The sequence below is a fragment of the Pseudomonas sp. xss_4 genome (assembly GCF_043104125.1).
Classification (GTDB): Bacteria; Pseudomonadota; Gammaproteobacteria; order Pseudomonadales; family Pseudomonadaceae; genus Aquipseudomonas; species Aquipseudomonas parafulva_B.
The window spans coordinates 78965-100299 of sequence record NZ_JBICKJ010000089.1; the positions used below are offsets into that span (position 1 = coordinate 78965).

21 protein-coding genes are annotated in these 21335 nt (G+C 63.2%); 10 read left to right on the plus strand and 11 right to left on the minus strand.

Features of this window, described 5'->3' with window-relative positions; all coding sequences use genetic code 11:
* Positions 1-6: 6 nt before the first annotated feature.
* Genes mrdA through ACF8GB_RS18790 form a run of 5 tightly spaced genes read right to left on the minus strand, consistent with a single transcriptional unit; the run spans position 7 to position 4786 of the window.
* The gene (mrdA, locus tag ACF8GB_RS18770; RefSeq protein ID WP_058603532.1) at positions 7-1896 is read right to left on the minus strand and encodes a penicillin-binding protein 2; all 1890 of its coding nucleotides are present in this window, start codon (positions 1894-1896) and stop codon (positions 7-9) included.
* A gap of 16 nt (positions 1897-1912) precedes the next feature.
* A complete protein-coding gene (rlmH, locus tag ACF8GB_RS18775; protein ID WP_027915262.1) occupies positions 1913-2380 on the minus strand; it encodes a 23S rRNA (pseudouridine(1915)-N(3))-methyltransferase RlmH in 468 nt (155 codons plus the stop codon).
* 10 nt (positions 2381-2390) lie between these two features.
* The gene (rsfS, locus tag ACF8GB_RS18780) at positions 2391-2810 is read right to left on the minus strand and encodes a ribosome silencing factor (RefSeq protein ID WP_027915263.1); all 420 of its coding nucleotides are present in this window, start codon (positions 2808-2810) and stop codon (positions 2391-2393) included.
* A gap of 43 nt (positions 2811-2853) precedes the next feature.
* On the minus strand, positions 2854-3513 hold the full coding sequence (gene nadD, locus ACF8GB_RS18785; RefSeq protein WP_058638947.1) for a nicotinate-nucleotide adenylyltransferase: 660 nt from the start codon (positions 3511-3513) through the stop codon (positions 2854-2856).
* A gap of 1 nt (position 3514) precedes the next feature.
* A complete protein-coding gene (locus tag ACF8GB_RS18790) occupies positions 3515-4786 on the minus strand; it encodes a glutamate-5-semialdehyde dehydrogenase (protein WP_058638946.1) in 1272 nt (423 codons plus the stop codon).
* A 246-nt stretch (positions 4787-5032) separates the two neighbouring features.
* Here ACF8GB_RS18790 and ACF8GB_RS18795 point away from each other — a divergent pair, with 246 nt between their 5' ends.
* On the plus strand, positions 5033-5701 hold the full coding sequence (locus tag ACF8GB_RS18795) for a DNA-3-methyladenine glycosylase (RefSeq protein WP_058603529.1): 669 nt from the start codon (positions 5033-5035) through the stop codon (positions 5699-5701).
* A 3-nt stretch (positions 5702-5704) separates the two neighbouring features.
* On the plus strand, positions 5705-7021 hold the full coding sequence (locus tag ACF8GB_RS18800; RefSeq protein ID WP_058638945.1) for a bifunctional DedA family/phosphatase PAP2 family protein: 1317 nt from the start codon (positions 5705-5707) through the stop codon (positions 7019-7021).
* Positions 7022-7034: 13 nt separating this feature from the next.
* On the opposite strand, the gene ACF8GB_RS18805 is transcribed toward ACF8GB_RS18800, so the two are convergent.
* Genes ACF8GB_RS18805 through ACF8GB_RS18815 form a run of 3 tightly spaced genes read right to left on the minus strand, consistent with a single transcriptional unit; the run spans position 7035 to position 8710 of the window.
* A complete protein-coding gene (locus ACF8GB_RS18805) occupies positions 7035-7625 on the minus strand; it encodes an LON peptidase substrate-binding domain-containing protein (RefSeq protein ID WP_058638979.1) in 591 nt (196 codons plus the stop codon).
* A 9-nt stretch (positions 7626-7634) separates the two neighbouring features.
* Positions 7635-8351: an LrgB family protein gene (locus ACF8GB_RS18810; RefSeq protein WP_058603527.1), complete on the minus strand. Its 717-nt coding sequence runs from the start codon at positions 8349-8351 to the stop codon at positions 7635-7637.
* On the minus strand, positions 8348-8710 hold the full coding sequence (locus tag ACF8GB_RS18815) for a CidA/LrgA family protein (RefSeq protein ID WP_023534554.1): 363 nt from the start codon (positions 8708-8710) through the stop codon (positions 8348-8350). Before ACF8GB_RS18815 ends, ACF8GB_RS18810 begins: the two co-directional genes overlap by 4 nt.
* Before the next feature lie 130 nt (positions 8711-8840).
* Between ACF8GB_RS18815 and ACF8GB_RS18820 the strand changes: the two genes are divergently transcribed.
* The 8 genes from ACF8GB_RS18820 (at position 8841) to ACF8GB_RS18855 (ending at position 19223) form a co-directional block, all read left to right on the plus strand.
* Positions 8841-9296: a MaoC family dehydratase gene (locus ACF8GB_RS18820; protein ID WP_058603526.1), complete on the plus strand. Its 456-nt coding sequence runs from the start codon at positions 8841-8843 to the stop codon at positions 9294-9296.
* Between the two features lie 113 nt (positions 9297-9409).
* Positions 9410-10303, plus strand: coding sequence for a 50S ribosomal protein L11 methyltransferase (prmA, locus tag ACF8GB_RS18825; RefSeq protein ID WP_196124432.1), 894 nt, complete (start codon positions 9410-9412; stop codon positions 10301-10303).
* 27 nt (positions 10304-10330) lie between these two features.
* Positions 10331-11665 (plus strand): DUF3426 domain-containing protein, encoded by a 1335-nt coding sequence (locus ACF8GB_RS18830; protein ID WP_392527446.1) that lies wholly within the window; start codon positions 10331-10333, stop codon positions 11663-11665.
* 207 nt (positions 11666-11872) lie between these two features.
* Complete coding sequence (gene dusB / locus ACF8GB_RS18835) at positions 11873-12886, plus strand: tRNA dihydrouridine synthase DusB (protein ID WP_100850726.1); 1014 nt, start codon at positions 11873-11875, stop codon at positions 12884-12886.
* Positions 12883-13203 (plus strand): DNA-binding transcriptional regulator Fis, encoded by a 321-nt coding sequence (gene fis / locus ACF8GB_RS18840; RefSeq protein ID WP_023534526.1) that lies wholly within the window; start codon positions 12883-12885, stop codon positions 13201-13203. Before dusB ends, fis begins: the two co-directional genes overlap by 4 nt.
* 81 nt (positions 13204-13284) lie before the next feature.
* Entirely contained in the window at positions 13285-14892 is a 1608-nt protein-coding gene (purH, locus tag ACF8GB_RS18845; RefSeq protein ID WP_058638216.1) for a bifunctional phosphoribosylaminoimidazolecarboxamide formyltransferase/IMP cyclohydrolase, read from the plus strand.
* 99 nt (positions 14893-14991) lie between these two features.
* Entirely contained in the window at positions 14992-16281 is a 1290-nt protein-coding gene (gene purD / locus ACF8GB_RS18850) for a phosphoribosylamine--glycine ligase (protein ID WP_058638217.1), read from the plus strand.
* A gap of 149 nt (positions 16282-16430) precedes the next feature.
* A complete protein-coding gene (locus ACF8GB_RS18855) occupies positions 16431-19223 on the plus strand; it encodes a response regulator (protein WP_392527447.1) in 2793 nt (930 codons plus the stop codon).
* Here the strand turns inward: ACF8GB_RS18855 and ACF8GB_RS18860 are convergent.
* Genes ACF8GB_RS18860 through ACF8GB_RS18870 form a run of 3 tightly spaced genes read right to left on the minus strand, consistent with a single transcriptional unit; the run spans position 19220 to position 21294 of the window.
* Positions 19220-19876, minus strand: a complete 657-nt coding sequence (locus tag ACF8GB_RS18860; protein ID WP_145253628.1) for a hypothetical protein — start codon at positions 19874-19876, stop codon at positions 19220-19222. The genes ACF8GB_RS18855 and ACF8GB_RS18860 overlap by 4 nt on opposite strands.
* On the minus strand, positions 19869-20555 hold the full coding sequence (locus ACF8GB_RS18865) for a hypothetical protein (RefSeq protein ID WP_196185794.1): 687 nt from the start codon (positions 20553-20555) through the stop codon (positions 19869-19871). Before ACF8GB_RS18865 ends, ACF8GB_RS18860 begins: the two co-directional genes overlap by 8 nt.
* Before the next feature lie 55 nt (positions 20556-20610).
* Positions 20611-21294 carry a hypothetical protein gene (locus ACF8GB_RS18870; RefSeq protein ID WP_058638221.1) on the minus strand — a complete coding sequence of 228 codons (684 nt, stop codon included), beginning with the start codon at positions 21292-21294 and terminating at the stop codon, positions 20611-20613.
* Between the last annotated feature and the right edge of the window lie 41 nt (positions 21295-21335).

Genomic DNA, 21335 nt, shown 5'->3' on the forward strand with positions numbered 1-21335 from the left:
TGTTCATCACAGCGGCGACTCCTGAGTAGCGGTAGCCGGCGCAAGCTCAGGCTTGAGCCGGCCGTTTTCGTCCAGCAGCCAGGCATCCATGATCTGGCGCACCACTGGCGCAGCCACCCCAGAACCCGACTCACCGTTCTCGACCATGACCGACACCACGATCTTGGGGTCGTCTGCCGGAGCGAAGGCCACGAACAAGGCATGGTCGCGGTGACGCTCCTGAAGTTTGTTGCGGTCGTACTTCTCGCCCTGTTTGATGGCCACCACCTGGGCGGTACCACTTTTGCCGGCGATGCGGTATTGGGCGCCGATGGCGGCCTTGCGGGCAGTACCGCGCGCGCCGTGCATCACCTGCTCCATGCCATGGGTCACGCGCGCCCAATCGGCCTTGTCGCGCAGCACGATGTCCGGCATTGGGTTTTCGTCCACCGGCGGTTCCCCTTCGATGGTCTTGGCCAGGTGCGGCCGATTCCACACACCCTTGTTGGCAATCAGCGCCGTCGCCTGCGCAAGCTGCAGCGGCGTGGCCTGCATGTAGCCCTGGCCGATACCCAGGATCAGGGTTTCGCCCGGGAACCAGGCCTGCCGGCGCGTGGCCCGCTTCCATTCCCGCGACGGCATCAACCCTGCGGACTCTTCGAACATGTCCAGCGATACCCGCTGGCCGATGCCGAACTTGTTCATATAGCTGGACAACCGGTCGATGCCCATCTTGTGGGCCAGGTCGTAGAAGTAGGTGTCGTTGGAGCGCATGATGGCGGTATCCAGGTCCACCCAGCCGTCACCCGAGCGGTTCCAGTTACGGTATTTGTGATCGTAGTTGGGCAGCTGGTAGTACCCAGGGTCGAACACACGGCTGCTTGGGGTCACCGCGCCGCTGTCCAGGCCGGCGATCGCCACGGCGGGCTTGATCGTCGAGCCGGGCGGGTAGAGGCCGCGCAGGATGCGGTTGAACAGCGGCCTGTCGATCGAATCACGCAGTTCGGCATAGGCCTTGAAGCTGATGCCAGTGACGAACAGGTTGGGGTCGAAGCTGGGCTGGCTCACCATGGCGAGCACTTCACCGGTGCGTGGGTCAAGCGCAACCACCGCGCCACGGCGCCCGGCCAGGGCGGCCTCGGCCGCTTCCTGCAACTTGATGTCCAGGCTCAGCACGATGTCCTTGCCAGGCTTGGGATCGGTACGCTTGAGCACCCTGAGCACACGGCCGCGGGCGTTGGTCTCGACTTCTTCGTAGCCGACCTGGCCGTGCAGCGTGGCCTCGTAGAACCGCTCGATGCCGGTCTTGCCGATGTGGTGCGTGCCGCTGTAGTTCACAGGGTCCAGGGTTTTGAGCTCTTTCTCGTTGATACGCCCGACGTAGCCCACCGAATGCGCGAAATGCGCCCCCTGTGGGTAGTGACGTACCAGCTGGGCGACCACTTCCACCCCTGGCAAGCGGAACTGGTTCACCGCCACACGGGCGATCTGTTCCTCGTTGAGTTCGAACAGGATAGGTACCGGCTCGAACGGCCTGCGCCCCTGGCGCATGCGCTTTTCGAACAGCGCGCGGTCGTCTGGGGTGAGTTCCAGTATCTCGACGATGCTGTCCAGTACCTGCTGCCAGTCTCCGGCACGCTCCCGGGTCATGGACAGGCTGAAGCTGGGCCGGTTGTCGGCGATCACTACCCCGTTGCGGTCGAAGATCAGCCCGCGTGTCGGCGGGATCGGCTGCACGTGCACCCGGTTGTTCTCCGACAGCGTGGAGTGGTAGTCGTACTGGATGATCTGCAGGTAGTACAGCCGCGCAATCAGCACGCAGATGAGCAGCATGACCGCCACGGCGCCGACCACGACGCGGTTGCGCACCAGACGGGCGTCTTTTTCGTGGTCCTTGAGGCGGATCGGCTGCGACATCGGGCTGCTTACAGGCTCATTTGTGGTAGGGATGGCCGGACAACACCGTCCAGGCCCGGTAGACCTGCTCGCCGATGAGTATCCTGACCAGCGGGTGCGGCAAGGTCAGCGGCGACAGGGACCAGCGCTGATCGGCGCGGGCGCACACTTGCGGCGCAAGCCCTTCGGGCCCGCCCACCATCAAATTCACCGTGCGCGCATCCAGGCGCCAGCGGTCCAGCTCACCTGCCAGCTGCTCGGTGCTCCACGGCTTGCCATGAACCTCAAGGGTCACGACGCGCTCGCCGGGTTGCACCTTGCTGAGCATGGCTTCGCCCTCCTGGCGAATCAGGCGGGCGACGTCGGCATTCTTGCCGCGGGTGTTCAGCGGTATTTCCACCAGCTCGAGCGACAGTTCGGCCGGCAGGCGCTTGACATACTCATGCCAGCCCTCCTCGACCCACTTCGGCATGCGCGAGCCGACCGCGATCAGGCGCAGACGCACGGCGCTTTCCTTATTCGCGATCTTTGAGCTTGTCGGAGTACTCGTGGACATGGTCCGGGCTGTGGTGCTTGCCATCGGCGGCGCGGCTCTGCTCGGCACCCTGCCACAGGCGTTCGAGGTCGTAGAACTGGCGTGCAGCCGCGGTCATCATGTGCACGATGACATCGTTGAGGTCCAGCAGCACCCAATCGCTGTCACCCTTGCCTTCCTCACCCAGCGGCTGGGCGCCCTTGGCCTTGACCGCCTCGCGGACCTTCTCGGCCATGGCGTTGATCTGACGGTTGGAGGTACCGGTGGCGATGATCATGTAGTCGGTCAGGCTGTGCTTGTCACGCACGTCGATGACCTGGATATCCTGGGCCTTGACGTCTTCCAGCGCTGCCGTGGTCACTGCGACCAGTTCGTCGCCGTAAATTTTCTGCTTGGTCATATAAAACTCGTTCAACTCGTAGGATGAGGTGCCAGGGGCACCGTCAGTTGGGCGCACGATACAGTTCGTGCGCCTCGATGTAGGCCAGTACGGCGTCCGGCACCAGGAACCTCACCGACCTGCCGCTGGCCAGCAGCTGTCGGATCTGTGTAGCCGACACCGCAAGCGGTGTCTGCCAGACGAACGAAATGTTTCCCGCCGGGCCGGACATGGCGGTGGGATCGCTCTGCGAACGGGCAGCCAGCAGGTTGCGCAGTTCGTCGGGGGGGTCTACGTCCGCATCCGGGCGTTGCAGCACCAGGATGTGGCAGTGTTGCAGCAGTTCTTCCCAGCGGTGCCAACCGGGCAGTCCGCAGAAAGCATCCCAGCCCAGCACCAAAAACAACTGGTCGTCAGCAGCAAGCTCGGCACGGATCGACTCCAGCGTATCGATGGTGTACGACGGTTTGTCCCGTGCCAGTTCACGTGCGTCCACGCTCAGGCCTGCAACGCCCGCGACGGCGCCCTGCACCATGGCCAGGCGATCGTGCGCGGCCACTTGCGGCGTGTCTCGGTGCGGCGGGCGAGCATTGGGCAGCAGGCGCAGCTCGTCCAGGTCCATGAACTCGGCGACTTCCAGCGCACTGCGCAGGTGGCCGATGTGAACCGGGTCGAAGGTGCCGCCAAGAATGCCGACGCGGCGCACTGCCTGGGCCTGATTCAACTCAGCAGGACTCCTGGCCGCGCAGTTGACCGTCGCCGATCACCACGTATTTCTCGCACGTCAGGCCTTCGAGGCCGACCGGGCCACGGGCGTGAAGCTTGTCGGTGGAAATGCCGATCTCGGCACCCAGGCCATATTCGAAGCCGTCGGCGAAGCAGGTCGGGGTGTTGAGCATGACGGAGGCCGAGTCGACTTCCGCCATGAACTGGCGCGCCTGCCCCTGATGCTCGGTGATGATCGAGTCGGTATGGTGCGAGCCATAGTGGTTGATATGTTCGATGGCCTGATCCAGGCCTTGCACCACACGGATGGACAGTACTGCATCGAGGTACTCGGTGTGCCAGTCATCTTCGCTGGCCGCGTGCGCGTCGATCAGCGCACAGGTACGCTCGCAACCGCGCAACTCAACGCCCTTTTCCTGGAAGCGGCGCGCCATCTCGGGCAGGAAGCGCTCGGCGACCTGCTGGTCCACCAGCAGTGTTTCCATCGCCCCGCAGATGCCGTAACGGTAGGTCTTGGCGTTGAATGCCACGCGCCAGGCCTTGTCCAGGTCGGCATGCTGACTGACATAGACATGGCAGATACCGTCGAGGTGCTTGATGACCGGTACCCGGGCGTCGCGGCTGATGCGCTCGATCAGGCCCCGGCCGCCGCGCGGCACGATGACATCGACGAACTCGGGCATGCTGATCAGCGCGCCCACCGCCTCGCGGTCGGTGGTTTCCACCACCTGGACCACGGCCGCGGGCAGGCCTGCCGCCGCCAGGCCGCGCTGGATGCAGGCGGCAATGGCGCGGTTGGAGTGGATGGCTTCGGAGCCGCCGCGCAGGATGGTGGCATTGCCTGACTTCAGGCACAGGCTGGCCGCGTCGATGGTGACGTTCGGGCGTGATTCGTAAATGATGCCGATGACGCCCAGCGGCGTGCGCATCTTGCCGACCTGGATGCCCGATGGGCGGTAGCTCATGTCGCGAATGGCGCCGACCGGATCAGGCAGGCTGGCCACCTGGCGCAGGCCGGTGATCATGCCATCGATGCGCGCCGGGGTCAGGGCCAGGCGGTCGAGCAACGCGGCTTCCAGCCCGGTGGCACGGCCGTGGGCCAAGTCCTGCTCGTTGGCTGCGATCAGCACGTCACGCCCTGCATCCAGCGCGTCGGCGGCAGCGTGCAGCGCACGGTTCTTCTGCGCGGTACTGGCACGGCCGATTACCCGGGACGCTTCACGGGCTGCGCGACCCAGGCGGGTCATGTAGTCAAGAACGGACTCAGTCATGGGCTCGGTGTCTTGGCGGTGGGGAAACGGCTGATTATAACTGTCGCGCAGGTGTACGCCCAGCGGTGGGTGGCGGATGGTAAAAAAAGCTGTGGGTAATCCGTAGGAAAGATGTAACCGGGCTTATCCATAAAAACGCAGAACTCTGTGGAAATCGCTGCCGTGCGCCGTCGCATATTCGCAGGTTTCAGATTCGGTTAAGGTAGCGCTTGTTACCCTCATGCCTTTAGCCTGCGAAGTCCTTGCATGCCAGCACTGCCAGACAGCTTTTTCGACCGCGACGCCCAGACCTTGGCCAAAGCCCTGTTGGGCAAGGTTATCCGCCACCGCCAGGGCAACCTGTGGCTTGCCGCCCGCATCATCGAGACCGAGGCCTATTACCTCGCCGACAAGGGTAGCCATGCGTCGTTGGGCTACACCGAAAAGCGCAAGGCGCTGTTTCTCGATGGTGGGCACATCTATATGTACTACGCCCGCGGCGGGGACTCCCTGAACTTCAGCGCCCAGGGCCCCGGCAATGCGGTGCTCATCAAGTCTGCCTACCCATGGCAGGATGCCTTGTCCGGGCCAGACAGCCTGGCGCAGATGCACCTGAACAACCCCGACGCCAGCGGCAACCTGCGCCCCGTCGAGCGCCTGTGCGCAGGGCAGACGCTGTTGTGCCGGGCGCTAGGCCTCAAGGTGCCACAGTGGGATGCGCAGCGCTTCGACCCGCAGCGGCTGTATGTGGACGACTGCGCCAACCCGGTGCCCCGGGTGATCCAGGCAGCGCGCCTGGGCATTCCCCACGGGCGTGACGAGCACCTGCCGTACCGCTTCGTCGATGCCGCGTACGCCCGGTTCTGCACGCGCAACCCATTGCGGCGCGGCCAGGTCGAAGGCCGTGACTTCTCCATCATCGAACAAGAGAACTGAACCATGGAACAATGGCTCGACGGCCTGACCGGTTGGCTGGGCGCCAACCCACAGTGGCTGGGCGTCGCGATCTTCCTGGTCGCGTGCATCGAATGCCTGGCCATCGCCGGCATCATCGTCCCCGGCACGGTGCTGCTGTTCGCGGTCGCCGTGCTGGCAGGCAGCGGCGTGCTGGGCCTTGGCGAAACCTTGCTGCTGGGCTTTTTGGGCGGGTTACTGGGTGACGCGCTGTCCTACATGATCGGCAAGCATTTCCACCAGAACATTCGCCGCCTGCCGGTGTTGCGACACCACCCGGAATGGATCGGCAGCGCCGAAACCTACTTCAAGCGCTATGGCATCGCCAGCCTGCTCGTAGGCCGCTTCATCGGCCCGTTGCGGCCCATGCTGCCAATGGTCGCAGGCATGTTCGACATGCCCCTGCTGCGGTTCATCGCCGTTAGCCTGGTGGCAGCCGCAGGATGGTCGATCGCCTACCTGCTGCCCGGTTGGGCCACGGGCGCTGCCATGCGCCTGCCCCTGCCCGAAGGCTTCTGGCCCCAGGCCGGCATCATTTTTGGCACGTTGGCGGTGATCATCGGCCTTAGTCTGAGCACCAGCATCCGCGACCGCCGGCACGGCACACGGCTGATTGGTGCCCTATGCCTGCTGGCCTTGGTCGGGGTGTTTCTCGGTTGGCCTTACTTGCACGACTTCGACGACGGGGTGATGACCCTGGTCCAGGAGCATCGCAGCCAGGCCATCGACGGCGCCGTGGTGGTGGTGACGCGGCTTGGGGATTTTCGCACGCAGTTCTTTCTGGGCGGGCTGCTGACAGGCTTGCTGCTGGTGGTACGTCAGTGGCGGCACGCTTTCTTCGCCGCGGGGGCGCTGATGGGCACCGCCATCGCCAACGGCACGCTCAAGTGGCTGTTCGCCCGGGCCCGCCCGGAAGTGCTGACCGACCCGCTGACCAGCTACAGCATGCCCAGCGGCCACAGCTCGGCGTCGTTTGCGTTCTTTCTGGTGCTGGCGGTGCTCGCCGGCCGCGGCCAGCCACCGCGCATGCGCCTGACCTGGATCATGCTGGGCTGCATTCCGGCATTGGCCATCGCCCTGTCGCGGGTGTACCTGGGTGCACACTGGCCCACCGACATCCTGGCCGGTGCCCTGCTGGCCTGCTGCGTCTGCGCGATCAGCCTGACGTTGTCCCAGTACCGGCAGACCCTGCCGGCCCTGCCCCTGAAGGTCTGGTGGCTGGTGTTGCCGGCCTGCATCGCCTTGCTGGCCTTCTTTGCCACCCACGCCCTGCCCCACGCGCTGCTCAGGTACCAGTACTGACGCCCGGCGCTATTCAGGCAAACAGCTCACCCTGGATGCGCTCAAGCAACCTGTGGATCTCGCCCAGCCGCTGCTCGGGCGAGTCTTGGGCCAGCAAGTCCAGCTTGTCTTGCTCGGTGAAGGGCAGCAGATAGGCCAGTTGGTTGGCCAGTGTCTGACGCCCGTCCACGGCCCGGGGCATGTCGAGCGCCTCGACCATCGGATGTTCGCCCAAGGCCAGCAGCAGCGCCAGCAAATCGTCGTCCGCTTCCTGCAAGGGGCTGTCTTCAAGATCAGGCAGCCACTGCACCTGCCCCACCAGCAGCTGATCCTTGAGCACTTCGGTGGCCTGCAGATCGAAACGCCGCACGCCTTCGACGCGAATGCCCAAAAGGCCGTTTTCCTGCTGGACGAAATCGCGGATCACGGCTTCGCAGCCAATGGACGCCACCACGGGCGGCGCCTTGCCGACCTGCTCGCCCTCCACGATGCAGACCACACCAAAGCCTTCGCCCTGTTTCATGCAACGCCCGATCATGTCCAGGTAGCGGGCTTCGAAAATCTGCAGGTCGAGAAAACACCCTGGAAACAGCACGGTGTCGAGGGGAAACAGCGGTAGCATCATCATCACTCCTCAAGCCACCAGGCTGACGGCCAGCGGCAGGAACACTGCCGTTGCCACGCCCATCAGGCTCATCGCCAGCGCGGCGAAGGCGCCGCATTCGTCACTTTCCTGCAAGGCCACCGAGGTGCCGACCGCGTGGGCCGTGATGCCCAGGGACATGCCCCGCGCTTCAGGGCTGAGCACACCGCAGCGGCTCAACAAGGCAGGCCCGAAAATGGCCCCGATCACCCCGGTAATCAGCACGAAGACCGCAGCTAGCGCCGCCACCCCACCGATCTGCTCGGCTACCAGCATCGCGATGGGCGAGGTGACGGACTTGGGTGCCATGGTCATCAGGATCATGTGCTCGGCGCCAAACCACCACCCCAGCAACAGGCAACACACCGTGGCGAACAGGCCTCCGAGTACCAGCGTAGTCAAGGTCGGCCAGAACAACTGACGAATGCGGCGCAGGTTCAGGAACAGCGGCACCGCCAAGGCCACGGTGGCAGGGCCCAGCAGGATGTTCATGATTTCGGTGCTCTTGCGGTATTCGGCGTAGTCGATGCCGCATAGCAGCAGTACGCCGATGACCAGCGCCATCGACACCAGCACCGGCTGCAGGAAGATCCAACGGGTCTTCTCATACCCGGCCAGCACCAGCTGATAGGCCCCCAAGGTCACGCCAATGCCGAACAACGGGTGGTGGACCACTGCATTCACTGCGCCTTGCCAGTCGAGCATCATGGCTGGTCCTCGCGCCGGGCCTGACGATGAATGAGTTTCTGCATCAGCACGCCCACCACCACCAGCGTCAGCAGGCAGGAAATCAGCAGCGCGCCGACAATGGCCCAGAAGTCGGCGGCGATGTCGCGGGCATACACCATCACCCCCACGGCAGGAGGCACCAACAACAGCGGCAAGTAGCGCAGCAGGCTGCCGGCAGCTTCATTGAGGGGGGCCCCCACCTCGCCGCGCACCATCAGAAAGCCCAGCAGTAGCAAAAGGCCAATGATCGGCCCCGGCAAGACGGGAACCAATAGATGATTGACTGCCGTCCCCAACAGCTGGAACAGCACCAGCCAGGTCAAACCCCGCAACAGCATAACGTTCTCCTTCAGGCGTGCGGCTCATTATAAGCATGGGCACGCTGCCAGCGCCGAGCGCAACTTGACCGGCCTGGCCGGGCGTGTTGATCTTGCACGCACGTACCATTTAATACCCATGAGGCTCACCATGCCGCTAGTGCCGGTCACCGCGCTTACCCAATACATCGGCAAGTCCCTCGGCCACTCGGCCTGGCTGACCATCGACCAGCAGCGTATCGACCGTTTCGCCGAGGCGACTGGCGATCATCAGTTCATCCACGTCGACCCGCAGCGAGCGGCGCAGACCGTGTTCGGCTGCACCATCGCCCATGGGTTTCTGACCCTGTCCCTGATACCTGCGCTGATCGAAGACATCCTGGTCTTGCCACAGGGGTTGAAAATGGTCGTCAACTACGGCCTGGACAGCGTGCGCTTCATCCAGCCGGTGAAGGTCGACAGCCAGGTGCGCCTGCATGTGGAGCTGGCCGATGTGCAGCAAAAGCGCCCCGGCCAATGGTTGCTCAAGGCTATCGCCACACTGGAGATAAAAGACGAGGACAAGCCCGCCTACCGGGCCGAATCCCTGTCCCTGTGCTTTGTTTAGGCACCGGCACCTGGCAGGCGCAGGCGTCTCTACAAACCCCACGCACTCGCGTAAACTGCCAGGCTTCCGCGCAGCCTTGGGCTGCCCTTCTGGATCTATCAAAGGTACACGCCATGCCCTGGCTGCAAGTACGTCTGGCCATCAGCCCGGAACAAGCCGAAACCTACGAAGACGCGCTGCTGGAAGTCGGCGCGGTGTCGGTCACCTTCATGGACGCCGAAGATCAACCCATCTTCGAGCCAGACCTCAATACCACGCCGCTGTGGTCGCACACCCATCTGCTGGCGCTGTTCGAGGCCGACACCAACCCCGAGCAGGTATTCGCGCACCTGCACCTGCTGACGGGGGTCGAGCTGCCCCAGCACCAGGCCGAAGTGATCGAAGACCAGGATTGGGAACGCAGCTGGATGGACAACTTCCAGCCGATGCGCTTCGGCCGCCGGCTGTGGATCGTGCCCAGCTGGCACGATGCCCCGGAAAAGGAGGCCGTGAACCTGTTGCTCGATCCTGGCCTGGCGTTCGGCACGGGCACGCACCCCACCACGGCGCTGTGCCTTGAATGGCTCGACGGTCAGCAACTGCAAGGCACCCAGGTCCTGGACTTCGGCTGTGGCTCGGGCATTCTGGCCATCGCTGCACTGCTGCTGGGCGCGCGCGAAGCGGTAGGCACGGACATCGATGTGCAGGCCATCGAGGCCTCTCGCGACAATGCCCGGCGCAACGGCATTGCCGACGAGCTGTTCGCGCTCTACCTGCCCGAGCACATGCCTGCCATGCAGGCCGACGTGCTGGTGGCCAACATCCTGGCCGGGCCATTGGTGGCGCTGGCACCGCAACTCAGCGGCCTGGTTCGCCCGGGCGGCCTGTTGGCGCTGTCGGGCATCCTCGCCGAACAAGGTGAAGAAGTGGCTGCCGCCTACGCTGCCGATTTCGACCTGGACCCCATCGTCGTTCGCGATGGCTGGGTGCGAATCAGTGGTCGCCGCCGCCAGTCGAACCTAGAATAGCCCTCAGCACAGCCTCCGGATCGCCGCATGACCGACAGTTTCGTCACCCAGTGCCCGCATTGCCAGACCAGCTTTCGTGTCACCCACCACCAGTTGAGCGTGGCCCGTGGCGTGGTGCGTTGCGGCCAGTGCCTGCAAGTGTTCAATGCCGCCAAGCAGCTGCTGGCACAGAACCGCAGCGCCCCCCCTCAGGCGAACCCGCTGCCGGCAACCGAGGCAGCGCCGTCGCCTGCCGCGCCCACCCCCGCGCAAGGGCACCCCATCGCCCCGGACGACGAGGCCTGGGCCCAGACCGCCCAGGCCTTGGACGAACTCGATCTGGACAAGGAACTGGAGCGCCTGGAACGCCGCCACGCGCCTGTACAGGTGGGTGAGGCCGACCAGACGCCCGTGCTGCAGGCACGGCGTCACGAGGAGGACACAGAGGAACACCTGGACGAGGTCTTCGGCACTGCAGCCGGCGAGCCGTTTGAACCGGAACAGGCTGATGCCGCCCCCGTGCTCAAGCCCGCCCCCCAGGCAGATTCACGGCGCGAGGCGCGTACCGAGCCGACCTTCACCGCTGACCTGAACACCGATGCAGAAGGTGAGCCGCCGCTGGGCAGCATCGTTACGAATGAAGATGAGCCGAAACTGGGAGCGCCGCTGCGCCCCGATGACGATGACGATGACGATGTGTCGATTGCCGGCCTCACCGCGCACGACGACGAACCTTTGGCAACTAGCCTGCGCGCCGACGATGAGCTCGACGAGGCGCCGTTGCCCATGGGGCGTCTGGAGCCTGAAGTCACTGACAAGGTCGAACGCCCAAGGCGCAAGGAACCCCTGGTGGATGTGGTGGACGACCCGCTGCAACTAGGCTGGGAGAAACCGGCCCCGGCCTGGGGCAAGCGTTTGTTATGGGGTGGCTTGACGCTGATCGCTGCCGCCACGCTAGCCTTGCAGTATGTGTGGTTCCATTTCGACGAGCTGTCCCGACAGGACCAGTATCGCCCACTGTTCGAGCAGGTGTGCCCGGTCGTGGGCTGCCAGGTCCCCTCTCGCGTCGATGTGAACCGGATCAAGAGCAGCAACCTGGTGGTGCGCAGCCACCCGGACTTCAAAGGGGCGCTGATCGTGGACGCCATCATCTATAACCGCGCACCTTTCGCCCAACCGTTTCCACTGCTCGAACTGCGCTTCTCGGACCTCAACGGCCAACTGATTGCCAGTCGCCGCTTCAAACCGGCCGAATACCTGTCCGGGGAGCTGGCCGGACGCGGCGAAATGCCCAGCCAGACCCCGATCCACATCGCGCTGGATATTCTGGACCCAGGACAGCGAGCGGTGAACTACAGCCTGAGCTTTCGCTCGCCGGAATAAACCCAGGCGGCCTACCCGGTACGCTGCCGGCACGCCGGCCATGATGCCGCTTGTCCGGGTCTGACGACCCGGAGCCCAAGGTGCAGGGGCGGCAACCCGCAGTTGTTCAGATTTTATCCAAATCCATCTTTATCCGGTCATCCAGAGCGGGTATCATGCCAACCCTTTTTCGAACCTCAAGATTCGGCCCCACAACAGGGAACACCTATGTCGGCGGTACGCATCGGCCCTTATACACTGCGCAATAATCTGATCCTCGCACCCATGGCTGGGGTCACGGACCAGCCGTTCCGAACACTTTGCCAGCGCATGGGCGCAGGCATGGTGGTGTCGGAAATGGTCTCCAGCGACCTGTCCCTGTGGAACAGCCGCAAGTCGAGCCTGCGCCGCATCCACGAAGGCGATCCCGAGCCCCGCTCGGTCCAGATTGCCGGGGGCGATGCACAGATGATGGCGGCGGCCGCACAGGCCAATGTCGCCGCGGGCGCCCAGATCATCGATATCAACATGGGCTGCCCGGCAAAAAAAGTCTGCAACAAGGCGGCAGGCTCTGCTTTATTGAGAGATGAAGCCTTGGTCAGCGAAATTCTGCACGCCGTCGTGGGCGCCGTGGACGTGCCGGTGACGCTGAAAATCCGCACCGGCTGGGACCGGGCCAACAAGAATGGTCTGAACGTGGCGAAGATCGCCGAACAGGCTGGCATCCAGGCGCTTGCGGTGCATGGCCGCACACGCGCCGACCTGTACACCGGTGAAGCCGAATACGACACCATCGCCGCTATCAAGCAAGCGGTGTCCATCCCGGTCTTCGCCAACGGCGACATCACCTCGCCGGAAAAGGCCAAGGCAGTGCTCGACGCCACGGGCGTGGATGGCCTGCTGATCGGCCGGGCCGCTCAAGGGCGGCCCTGGATCTTTCGCGAGATCGAGCATTACCTGCGCACTGGCGAGCAGTTGCCAGCGCCGCAGCTGGACGAGGTGGAACGCATCCTGCTAGAGCACCTGGCCGCCCTGCACGCCTTCTACGGCGATGTCATGGGCGTGCGAATCGCCCGCAAGCACGTGGGCTGGTACCTGGCGACACGACCCGGCGGCAAGGAGTTTCGCTCCCGGTTCAACGCTTTGGAAGACACACAAGCGCAGTGCGCCAACGTTCGCGCGTTTTTCAGTGAACGTCGACAGAGCCTTGAGACAGAGGACGGACAAGGGGTGGCCGCATGACGATGATGACCGAAACATTTGTGAGTGGAACAACGCCCGTGAGCGACAACGCCAACCTGAAACAGCACCTGAACACGCCAAGCGAAGAGGGCCAGACCCTTCGCGACAGCGTCGAGAAGGCGCTGCACAACTACTTCGCCCACCTCGAAGGCGCGACCGTCACGGACGTGTACAACCTGGTGCTCTCCGAAGTCGAGGCGCCGCTGCTTGAAAGCGTGATGAGCTATGTGAAGGGCAACCAGACCAAAGCCAGCGAGATGCTCGGGTTGAACCGAGGCACGCTGCGCAAGAAGCTCAAGCAATACGACTTGCTGTAAGCCAGAATCCCGATCGAAAAAGGCGCCTGTCTCAACACAGACGCCTTTTTTGCTGACTCCACCGCGTTATTGGAACCCGAAATGACCGACCAGACTACCCGCCTGCCAGTCCGCCGCGCCCTGATCAGCGTCTCCGACAAGACCGGTATCCTCGAATTTGCCCGTGAGCTGCAACTGCTCGGGGTCGAGATACTGTCCACCGGCGGCACCTACAAGCTGCTCAAGGACAACGGTGTCAACGCGGTGGAAGTGGCCGACTACACCGGCTTCGCCGAAATGATGGATGGCCGGGTCAAGACCCTGCACCCGATGATCCATGGCGGCATCCTCGGTCGTCGCGGTACCGACGACGCGATCATGAACGAGCACGGGATCAAGCCCATCGACCTGGTGGCGGTCAACCTGTACCCCTTCGAAGCCACCATCTCCAAGCCTGGCTGCGACCTGCCGACCGCTATCGAGAACATCGACATCGGCGGCCCGACCATGGTCCGCTCGGCTGCCAAGAACCACAAGGACGTGGCCATCGTGGTCAACGCCAGTGACTACGCCAGCATCGTCGAGGGCCTGAAGGCCGGCGGTCTGACCTACGCCCAGCGCTTCGACCTCATGCTCAAGGCCTTCGAACACACCGCCGCCTACGACGGCATGATCGCCAACTACATGGGCACCGTGGACCAGGCCAGGGAAACCCTGAGCACCGAGGCACGCGGCGATTTTCCGCGCACCTTCAACACCCAGTTCGTCAAGGCCCAGGAAATGCGCTACGGCGAGAACCCGCACCAGCGCGCGGCGTTCTACGTGGAAGCCAAGAAAGGCGAAGCCAGCATTTCCACTGCCGTGCAGCTGCAGGGCAAAGAGCTGTCCTTCAACAACGTGGCCGACACCGACGCTGCGCTCGAGTGCGTCAAGAGCTTCGTCAAGCCGGCCTGCGTCATCGTCAAGCATGCCAACCCGTGTGGCGTGGCCGTAGTGCCTGAAGACGAAGGCGGTATCCGCAAAGCTTACGACCTGGCCTACGCCACCGACACCGAATCGGCCTTCGGCGGCATTATTGCCTTTAACCGCGAGTTGGACGGCGAAACCGCCAAAGCCATCGTCGAGCGCCAGTTCGTCGAGGTGATCATCGCACCGACGATCTCCCAGGCTGCGCGCGAGGTGGTTGCAGCCAAGCAGAACGTGCGCCTGCTCGAATGCGGCGAGTGGCCAGCGGAGCGGGCTGCCGGCTGGGACTTCAAGCGAGTCAACGGCGGGCTGCTGGTCCAGAGTCGTGACATCGGCATGATCAACGCCGATGACCTGAAGATCGTCACCCAGCGTGCACCCACCGAGCAAGAGATCCACGACCTGGTGTTCGCCTGGAAAGTGGCCAAGTTCGTCAAATCCAATGCCATCGTCTATGCCAAGCAGCGCCAGACCATCGGTGTTGGCGCGGGCCAGATGAGCCGCGTCAACTCCGCCCGTATCGCCGCCATCAAGGCCGAACATGCCGGCTTGCAGGTGCAGGGCGCCGTCATGGCCTCGGACGCATTCTTCCCGTTCCGCGATGGCATCGACAATGCGGCCAAGGTCGGCATCAGCGCGGTCATTCAGCCCGGCGGCTCGATGCGTGACGCCGAGGTAATCGCTGCCGCTGACGAAGCCGGCATCGCCATGGTGTTCACCGGCATGCGCCACTTCCGCCACTGATTCAGGGCAATCGGCCGCACCCAGGCAGGCAACTGCTGCGGTGCGACCTGGCACAGCGAGAGGCACAGCCTTTTGCTCGACAGATCTAGAGGTTTTGACATGAAAGTTTTGATCATCGGCAGCGGCGGCCGTGAGCACGCCCTGGCATGGAAAGTCGCCCAGGACCCACGCGTCGAAAAAGTCTTCGTGGCTCCAGGCAACGCTGGCACCGCCATCGAGGCCAAGTGCGAGAACGTCGCCATCGACGTTTGCGCTCTGGAGCAACTGGCTGACTTTGCCGAGAAGAACGTCGACCTGACCATCGTCGGCCCGGAAGCGCCACTGGTCATCGGTGTGGTCGACCTGTTCCGCAGCCGTGGCCTGGACTGCTTCGGCCCGACCCAGGGCGCTGCCCAACTGGAAGGTTCCAAGGCGTTCACCAAGGACTTCCTGGCCCGCCACAAGATCCCGACGGCCGACTACCAGAACTTCACCGAGATCGAGCCGGCCTTGGCGTACCTGCAGGAAAAAGGCGCGCCGATCGTGATCAAGGCCGATGGCCTGGCCGCTGGCAAGGGCGTGATCGTCGCCATGACCTTGGCAGAAGCCGAAGCCGCCGTGCGAGACATGCTCGCGGGCAATGCCTTTGGTGAAGCGGGTTCGCGCGTGGTCATCGAGGAATTTCTCGATGGCGAAGAAGCCAGCTTCATCGTCATGGTCGACGGCCACAACGTGCTGCCCATGGCCACCAGCCAGGACCACAAGCGCGTCGGCAACCAGGACAGCGGCCCGAACACGGGCGGCATGGGTGCCTACTCCCCTGCCCCTGTAGTCACTGACCAGGTTCACCAGCGAGTCATGGATCAGGTGATCTGGCCGACCGTGCGCGGCATGGCTGAAGAAGGCAATGTCTACACCGGCTTCCTGTATGCAGGCCTGATGATCGACAAGGCGGGCAACCCCAAGGTCATCGAATTCAACTGCCGCTTCGGCGACCCGGAAACCCAGCCGATCATGCTGCGCCTGGAGTCGAGCCTGGTACTGCTCATCGAAGCAGCCTTTGCCAAGGCCCTGGACAAGGTCGAGGCGCAGTGGGACCCACGCCCTAGTCTGGGTGTGGTGCTGGCCGCAGGCGGCTACCCTGGTGACTACGCCAAGGGCGCAGCCATTTCAGGCCTGGAGGCGGCCGCAAAAATCGAAGGCAAGGTATTCCATGCGGGCACTGCCTTGAAGGACGGTGACGTGGTTACCGCTGGGGGGCGCGTGCTGTGCGCCACGGCCATGGGTGAGACCGTCGAATCCGCTCAGCAGCAAGCGTATCGCCTGGCCGAGCAGATCACCTGGGACGGCAGCTTCTACCGGACCGACATCGGCTACCGGGCCATTGCCCGGGAACGTGGCGAGCAATAACCGCTTTATCGCTGCACTGTCGAGGCGCCCGGACCTGTGCAGCCGGGCGCACGGCAACCGGCTCGTTGGCGTGCCCGCGGGCCTTGCCTTCAACTCCAAACGCCGCGCATAGTTAGCACCCCGCACATGGGCCAAGAAGGGATTTCGTAGTGCGCCGGCTCCGGATTGCCTCAGCGTTGATCGTCAGCTTGCTGACCCTGATCTGCATGTTCCCCGCGATGGCGGAGCATGACAGTGGCTGGGCCCTGCTGCTCGACGAACAAGGCAACCTGCAACTGAGCGACGTGCGCTCGGACCGTTATCGCAACCAGTTCAGCCCGCTGGAGCTGGCAGAACTCGATGCGGCGCCCCCCGACCAGGCCCTGTGGCTGCATTACCGCCTAGAGCCCGGTGAGCAGGAACAACTGCTGCGCGTCTTCGCGCCTGATCTTTCTGGTCTGGACCTATACGCCCTGCAAGGCGACAAGCTGATACGCCACCTGCATCACGGCCGCCAAACCGGCAGTGCCAACCCCACATTGCGCGGCAGCGACCACGTGCTGCCATTGCCTAACAGCAAGCAAAGCCTGGATATCTACCTGCGCCTGGTATCGGAACACCAGCTGCGCCCGGCCATCAGCCTTGAGCCCGCTGCGCGCGCCGCCGCCAATCAGACCCAGCCGTTGCTGTTCGGCATGCTGTTCGGTGGCCTGGTGATGCTGATCCTGCATAACCTGATTCGCTTCATCTACAGCCGCTCGAGCACTGCCCTGATCCTGGCGTTCTACCATGGCTTGATGTTGCTCAGCGGCCTGATCCTGCTGAACCTCAGCGGCCCATGGTGGCATGTGTGGTACAGCGCCCAGACGCCAGCGGCGTACCTTACGCTGGTCCTGGCAGGGCTGGCAGGGCTGTACTTCACCCAGCGCTTCTTCGCACCGCGCAACTCGCCGCGCCTTAACCGGCTGTTGAGCGGCGAGATGCTGCTGGTGGGGGTGAGCGGGATCGTGCTGCTGTTCATCGACACCTTGCCGCTCAATCTCATGACCTATGCCTTGATGGCACTGGGCAGTGTCACGATGCTGGTGGTCAGCAGCTACCATTGGTACCGCGGTTACGCACCCGCCCGTTTGTTCGGTCTGGCGATGATCATCTTCAACGTTGGCGGGCTGGTGCTGCTGCCTGCCCTGCTTGGGCTTACACGCACCCCCACGCCTTGGTTGCTGTGCATTCTGTTGGGGCTGGCAGTGGCGAGCGGGCTGCTATTGAACCTGGCTGTCAGCGACCGGCTGCGACGCATCAATGAGGAGCGCTTCAGTGTCAGCCGCGCCTTGGCAGCCAGTGACGCCGAAATCAACGCCAAGGCCGAATTTCTGGCCAAGATCAGCCACGAAATACGTACCCCCATGAACGGCGTGCTGGGCATGACCGAACTGCTGCTGGGCACGCCGTTGTCCGTCAAACAGCGCGATTACGTTCAGACCATTCACAGCGCGGGCAACGAGCTGCTCACGTTGATCAACGAGATACTCGATATCTCCAAGCTCGAATCCCGTCAGATCGAACTCGACGATGTCCAGTTCGACCTCAACGCGCTAATCGAAGACTGCACGAACATCTTTCGGGCCAAGGCCGAGCAGCAGAACATCGAGCTGATCAGCTTCACCCAGCCCCAGGTGCCCCGTGTGGTCAGCGGCGACCCCACACGCTTGCGCCAGGCGCTGTCGAGCCTGATGGAAAACGCGCTGAAAAACACCGACCAGGGGGAAATTCTGCTTGTCGTTGCACTGGACCAGCGCGGCGAGGTGCCCCGCTTGCGCATCGCGGTACAGGACAGCGGCGACCCCTTGCCGGCAGCCGATCGCAAGGCGCTGCTGCAGGCGGAACTGCACAGCAGGCACTTCCTGTCCAGCAATCGGCTGGGCGGCCACCTGGGGCTTGTAATCGCCAAGCAGCTGATTGGCCTGATGCATGGGGAGTTTGGCATCAAGAGCAGCACCGGCACCGGCAATACCTTGTGGCTGACCTTGCCGCTGGACCCAGCCTGCCTCGAGCAACCTCCGGCCGACCTGGACGGGCCGCTGCGCGACGCGCGGGTACTGGTGGTGGACGACAACGACACGTGCCGCAAGGTACTGGTCCAACAGTGCAGCGCCTGGGGCATGAATGTCAGCGCAGTGCCTTCAGGCAAGGAAGCCTTGGCTTTGCTGCGTACCAAGGCTCACCTTCGCGATTACTTCGACGCGGTGCTCCTGGACCAGAACATGCCCGGCATGACCGGCATGCAACTGGCCGCCAAGATCAAGGAAGACCCCAGCCTCAATCACGACATCCTGGTGGTCATGCTGACCGGTATCAGCAACGCCCCCAGCAAGATCATCGCCCGTAATGCCGGGATCAAGCGGATACTGGCCAAACCGGTCGCTGGCTACACGCTCAAGACCACGCTGGCCGAAGAACTGGCTCAACGCGGCCGCGAGCAGGCGCTGCCGGCTGTTGCACCAGGCCAGCCCCAGGCCCTCGACCTGCCCCCAGATTTCAGCGTGCTGGTCGCAGAGGACAACACCATTTCGACCAAGGTCATCCGCAGCATGCTCGGCAAGCTCAGCCTGCAGCCCGATACTGCCTCCAACGGCGAAGAAGCCCTTGAAGCGATGAAAGCCAAGCGCTATGACCTGGTGCTCATGGATTGCGAAATGCCGGTTCTGGATGGTTTCTCGGCAACCAGGCGCCTGCGCGAATGGGAAGCCGCCAACCAGCGCGTGCGCACGCCCGTCGTTGCACTGACCGCGCATATCCTCGCCGAGCACAAGGACCGCGCCAAGCAAGCCGGCATGGACGGCCATATGGCCAAGCCCGTCGAATTGTCCCAACTGCGAGAGTTGATCCAACACTGGTCCAGCCAACAGCCGGCCAATGCTGATCAGGGCATGGGCCCTGACGGCAGTTGGCCGCGCAACTAGAGCACCAGATCCCTGATGACACGCTCGGCCGTTCGCGCAACACTGGCCTCTGCCCTGCGCCGATAATCCTCACGGAACCCTTGCAGATTGAAATGGATCACTTCCAGTCGCAGGTCTCTCACACTGATCCCGTTGCTTGCGCCCATGAACAGGAAATCGCTGGTGCTTGTCTTCATCGAGATATCCATGTGCAGCAGCACCATGTCGATAAAACCATTCGACTGCTGAGCACAGGGCAACAACTGCACGCGCGCCTGAGTGCCCACGGTCGAATGTGCGCTGAACAGTCTCAGCGCCTTGTCATCTCGACGTAGGGCCTCTAGCGCCTGGTTGGCCGCTTCGGCCAGGCGTGGAGAGCTCGCCTGGCTGATGTGCTCGACTGCCTGCGCAGCAAGGCTGCCTCGGTCAGGCCCGGGCCGCCGCCCTACTGGCGCCAGCTTGCCATCGAAGCCAAGGGCAGCGAGGTTGCGCCAGTAATTCCTGAACCAGTCAGGTTCGAGACCGTCTTTCGAATCCCCCCATGCCACCTGCTGCGCAAAGGCGTTGGCCAACAGTATGTCTGAACGTGCTTGCGGGCATACGCCTGGCAGAAAGACCAGCACGCTGCTGTGGACCAGCTGGCCGGCGATAGATGATGCGTCGGTGTTAGTCATGGTTGAGCTCCTGCACGCTGATTTCGCTGCGGTGATGGGCCAGCTTGCCCTGAAGTTTTTTTGCCAGCCCCGGACCGATGAGGTTCATACGCCTGGAATCGATCAAGTATTGCCCCTGGAACTGCCAGCACACCTGCACCGCCTGAGGGTCGAACAGTTGCCAGAGCCAATCAGAATCAAGAGGCTCTCGACTCCCCAGGTTCAGTTGAGTGCTGATGATGGAATACTCAGGCAGCACCAACCGAACCTCGGCATGCGCGTAGTTCAGACCAGTGTCGCCAGGGTGTTCGCCAAGATCCCAGCGCTCCCCCGTCCGGTCATCGCGTGTTTCACTGCTGGCGCAGGCTGCCAGACACTGCGCGACAGCTTCGCGAAGACGGTGAGGCGTAGCCTGAAGAAGACTGTCGCAAAGCATGTCCCAAGGCTTGAAAGCGGCAACCGGCACCATGGATATGGTTTGCGACCGCAGCGTAGCAAGCGTGCAGCCGAAACTGCTCTGCACACGTATGTATTCATTGAGCCAGCTGTCACCATCAGCCCCGGAGACACCGCCATTGCACGCGGCCAGGTAGGCCGCCAGCTGGATATTGAGCATATCGTGCCTGCAAGACTCGCTGATGGTCTTGTCGACGAGCACCAGACTGTTGCCATTGCGCCACACGCTGTAGTTATTTGCCATTGATGCACCCTCCAGGCTCACCGAAGCCAAGGCCCCGGTGAGTCAGACCGACAGGTTAGATTTCGAGGGCCAGCAACACTTCCAGGGCGTTGTCGTCGAGCTTGGTTTCAACCACGGCGCGTACTTTCTCGTACTGGCGCTGATCGAGATTCAGTACGGCACCGCAGGCGTAGTTGGTGGTGCCGCTGCTCTCCCATTTGGCCAACAGGTAGTTGGCTTTCTTATCAGGCTTGGCATCGGTCTGGACTGCGCTCACCATCATGGCGACCTGGCCAGCACCGGTCTGCTCACACTTGTTCAGGCTCAGGCTGTTGCGGTCATCCTCCACGGATTTGCGATCCAGCAATTCGACATTCTTGGTGCTGGCAGCCAGTGCGGAAATGACGGTCTTGCCCAACCCTTCCAGCGCCGATGCCACGTCGCCGGTAAAGGCGCCACAGGCAGCCTGCAGCCCCTTGCCAACCAGGTTGCTGATTTCCAGGTGCCTGTCGCTCTGGGTAATACGCTGCACATCAACGCGCGTGGGTGTCCAACCCATCTTCGACATCAGGAACACGTACTGGTTGAACCAGGCTTGGGTTTCCTGGATCGGGTGGTGCTGTCTATTGGCGCCCTGGGTAGCAAGGGCGTGGCAGGCCTTGGCCGCGCTACGGTTAACCTCGCTCATGGTGTCCGGGAACACGAACAGGTTCATGTCAGGCAGGACTTGCAGTTCAAGGTTCTCTTTGTTGGTGGTCATGTCAAAGGCTCCAGTTAGGTCCGGTCGAAACCAGGTGGTTT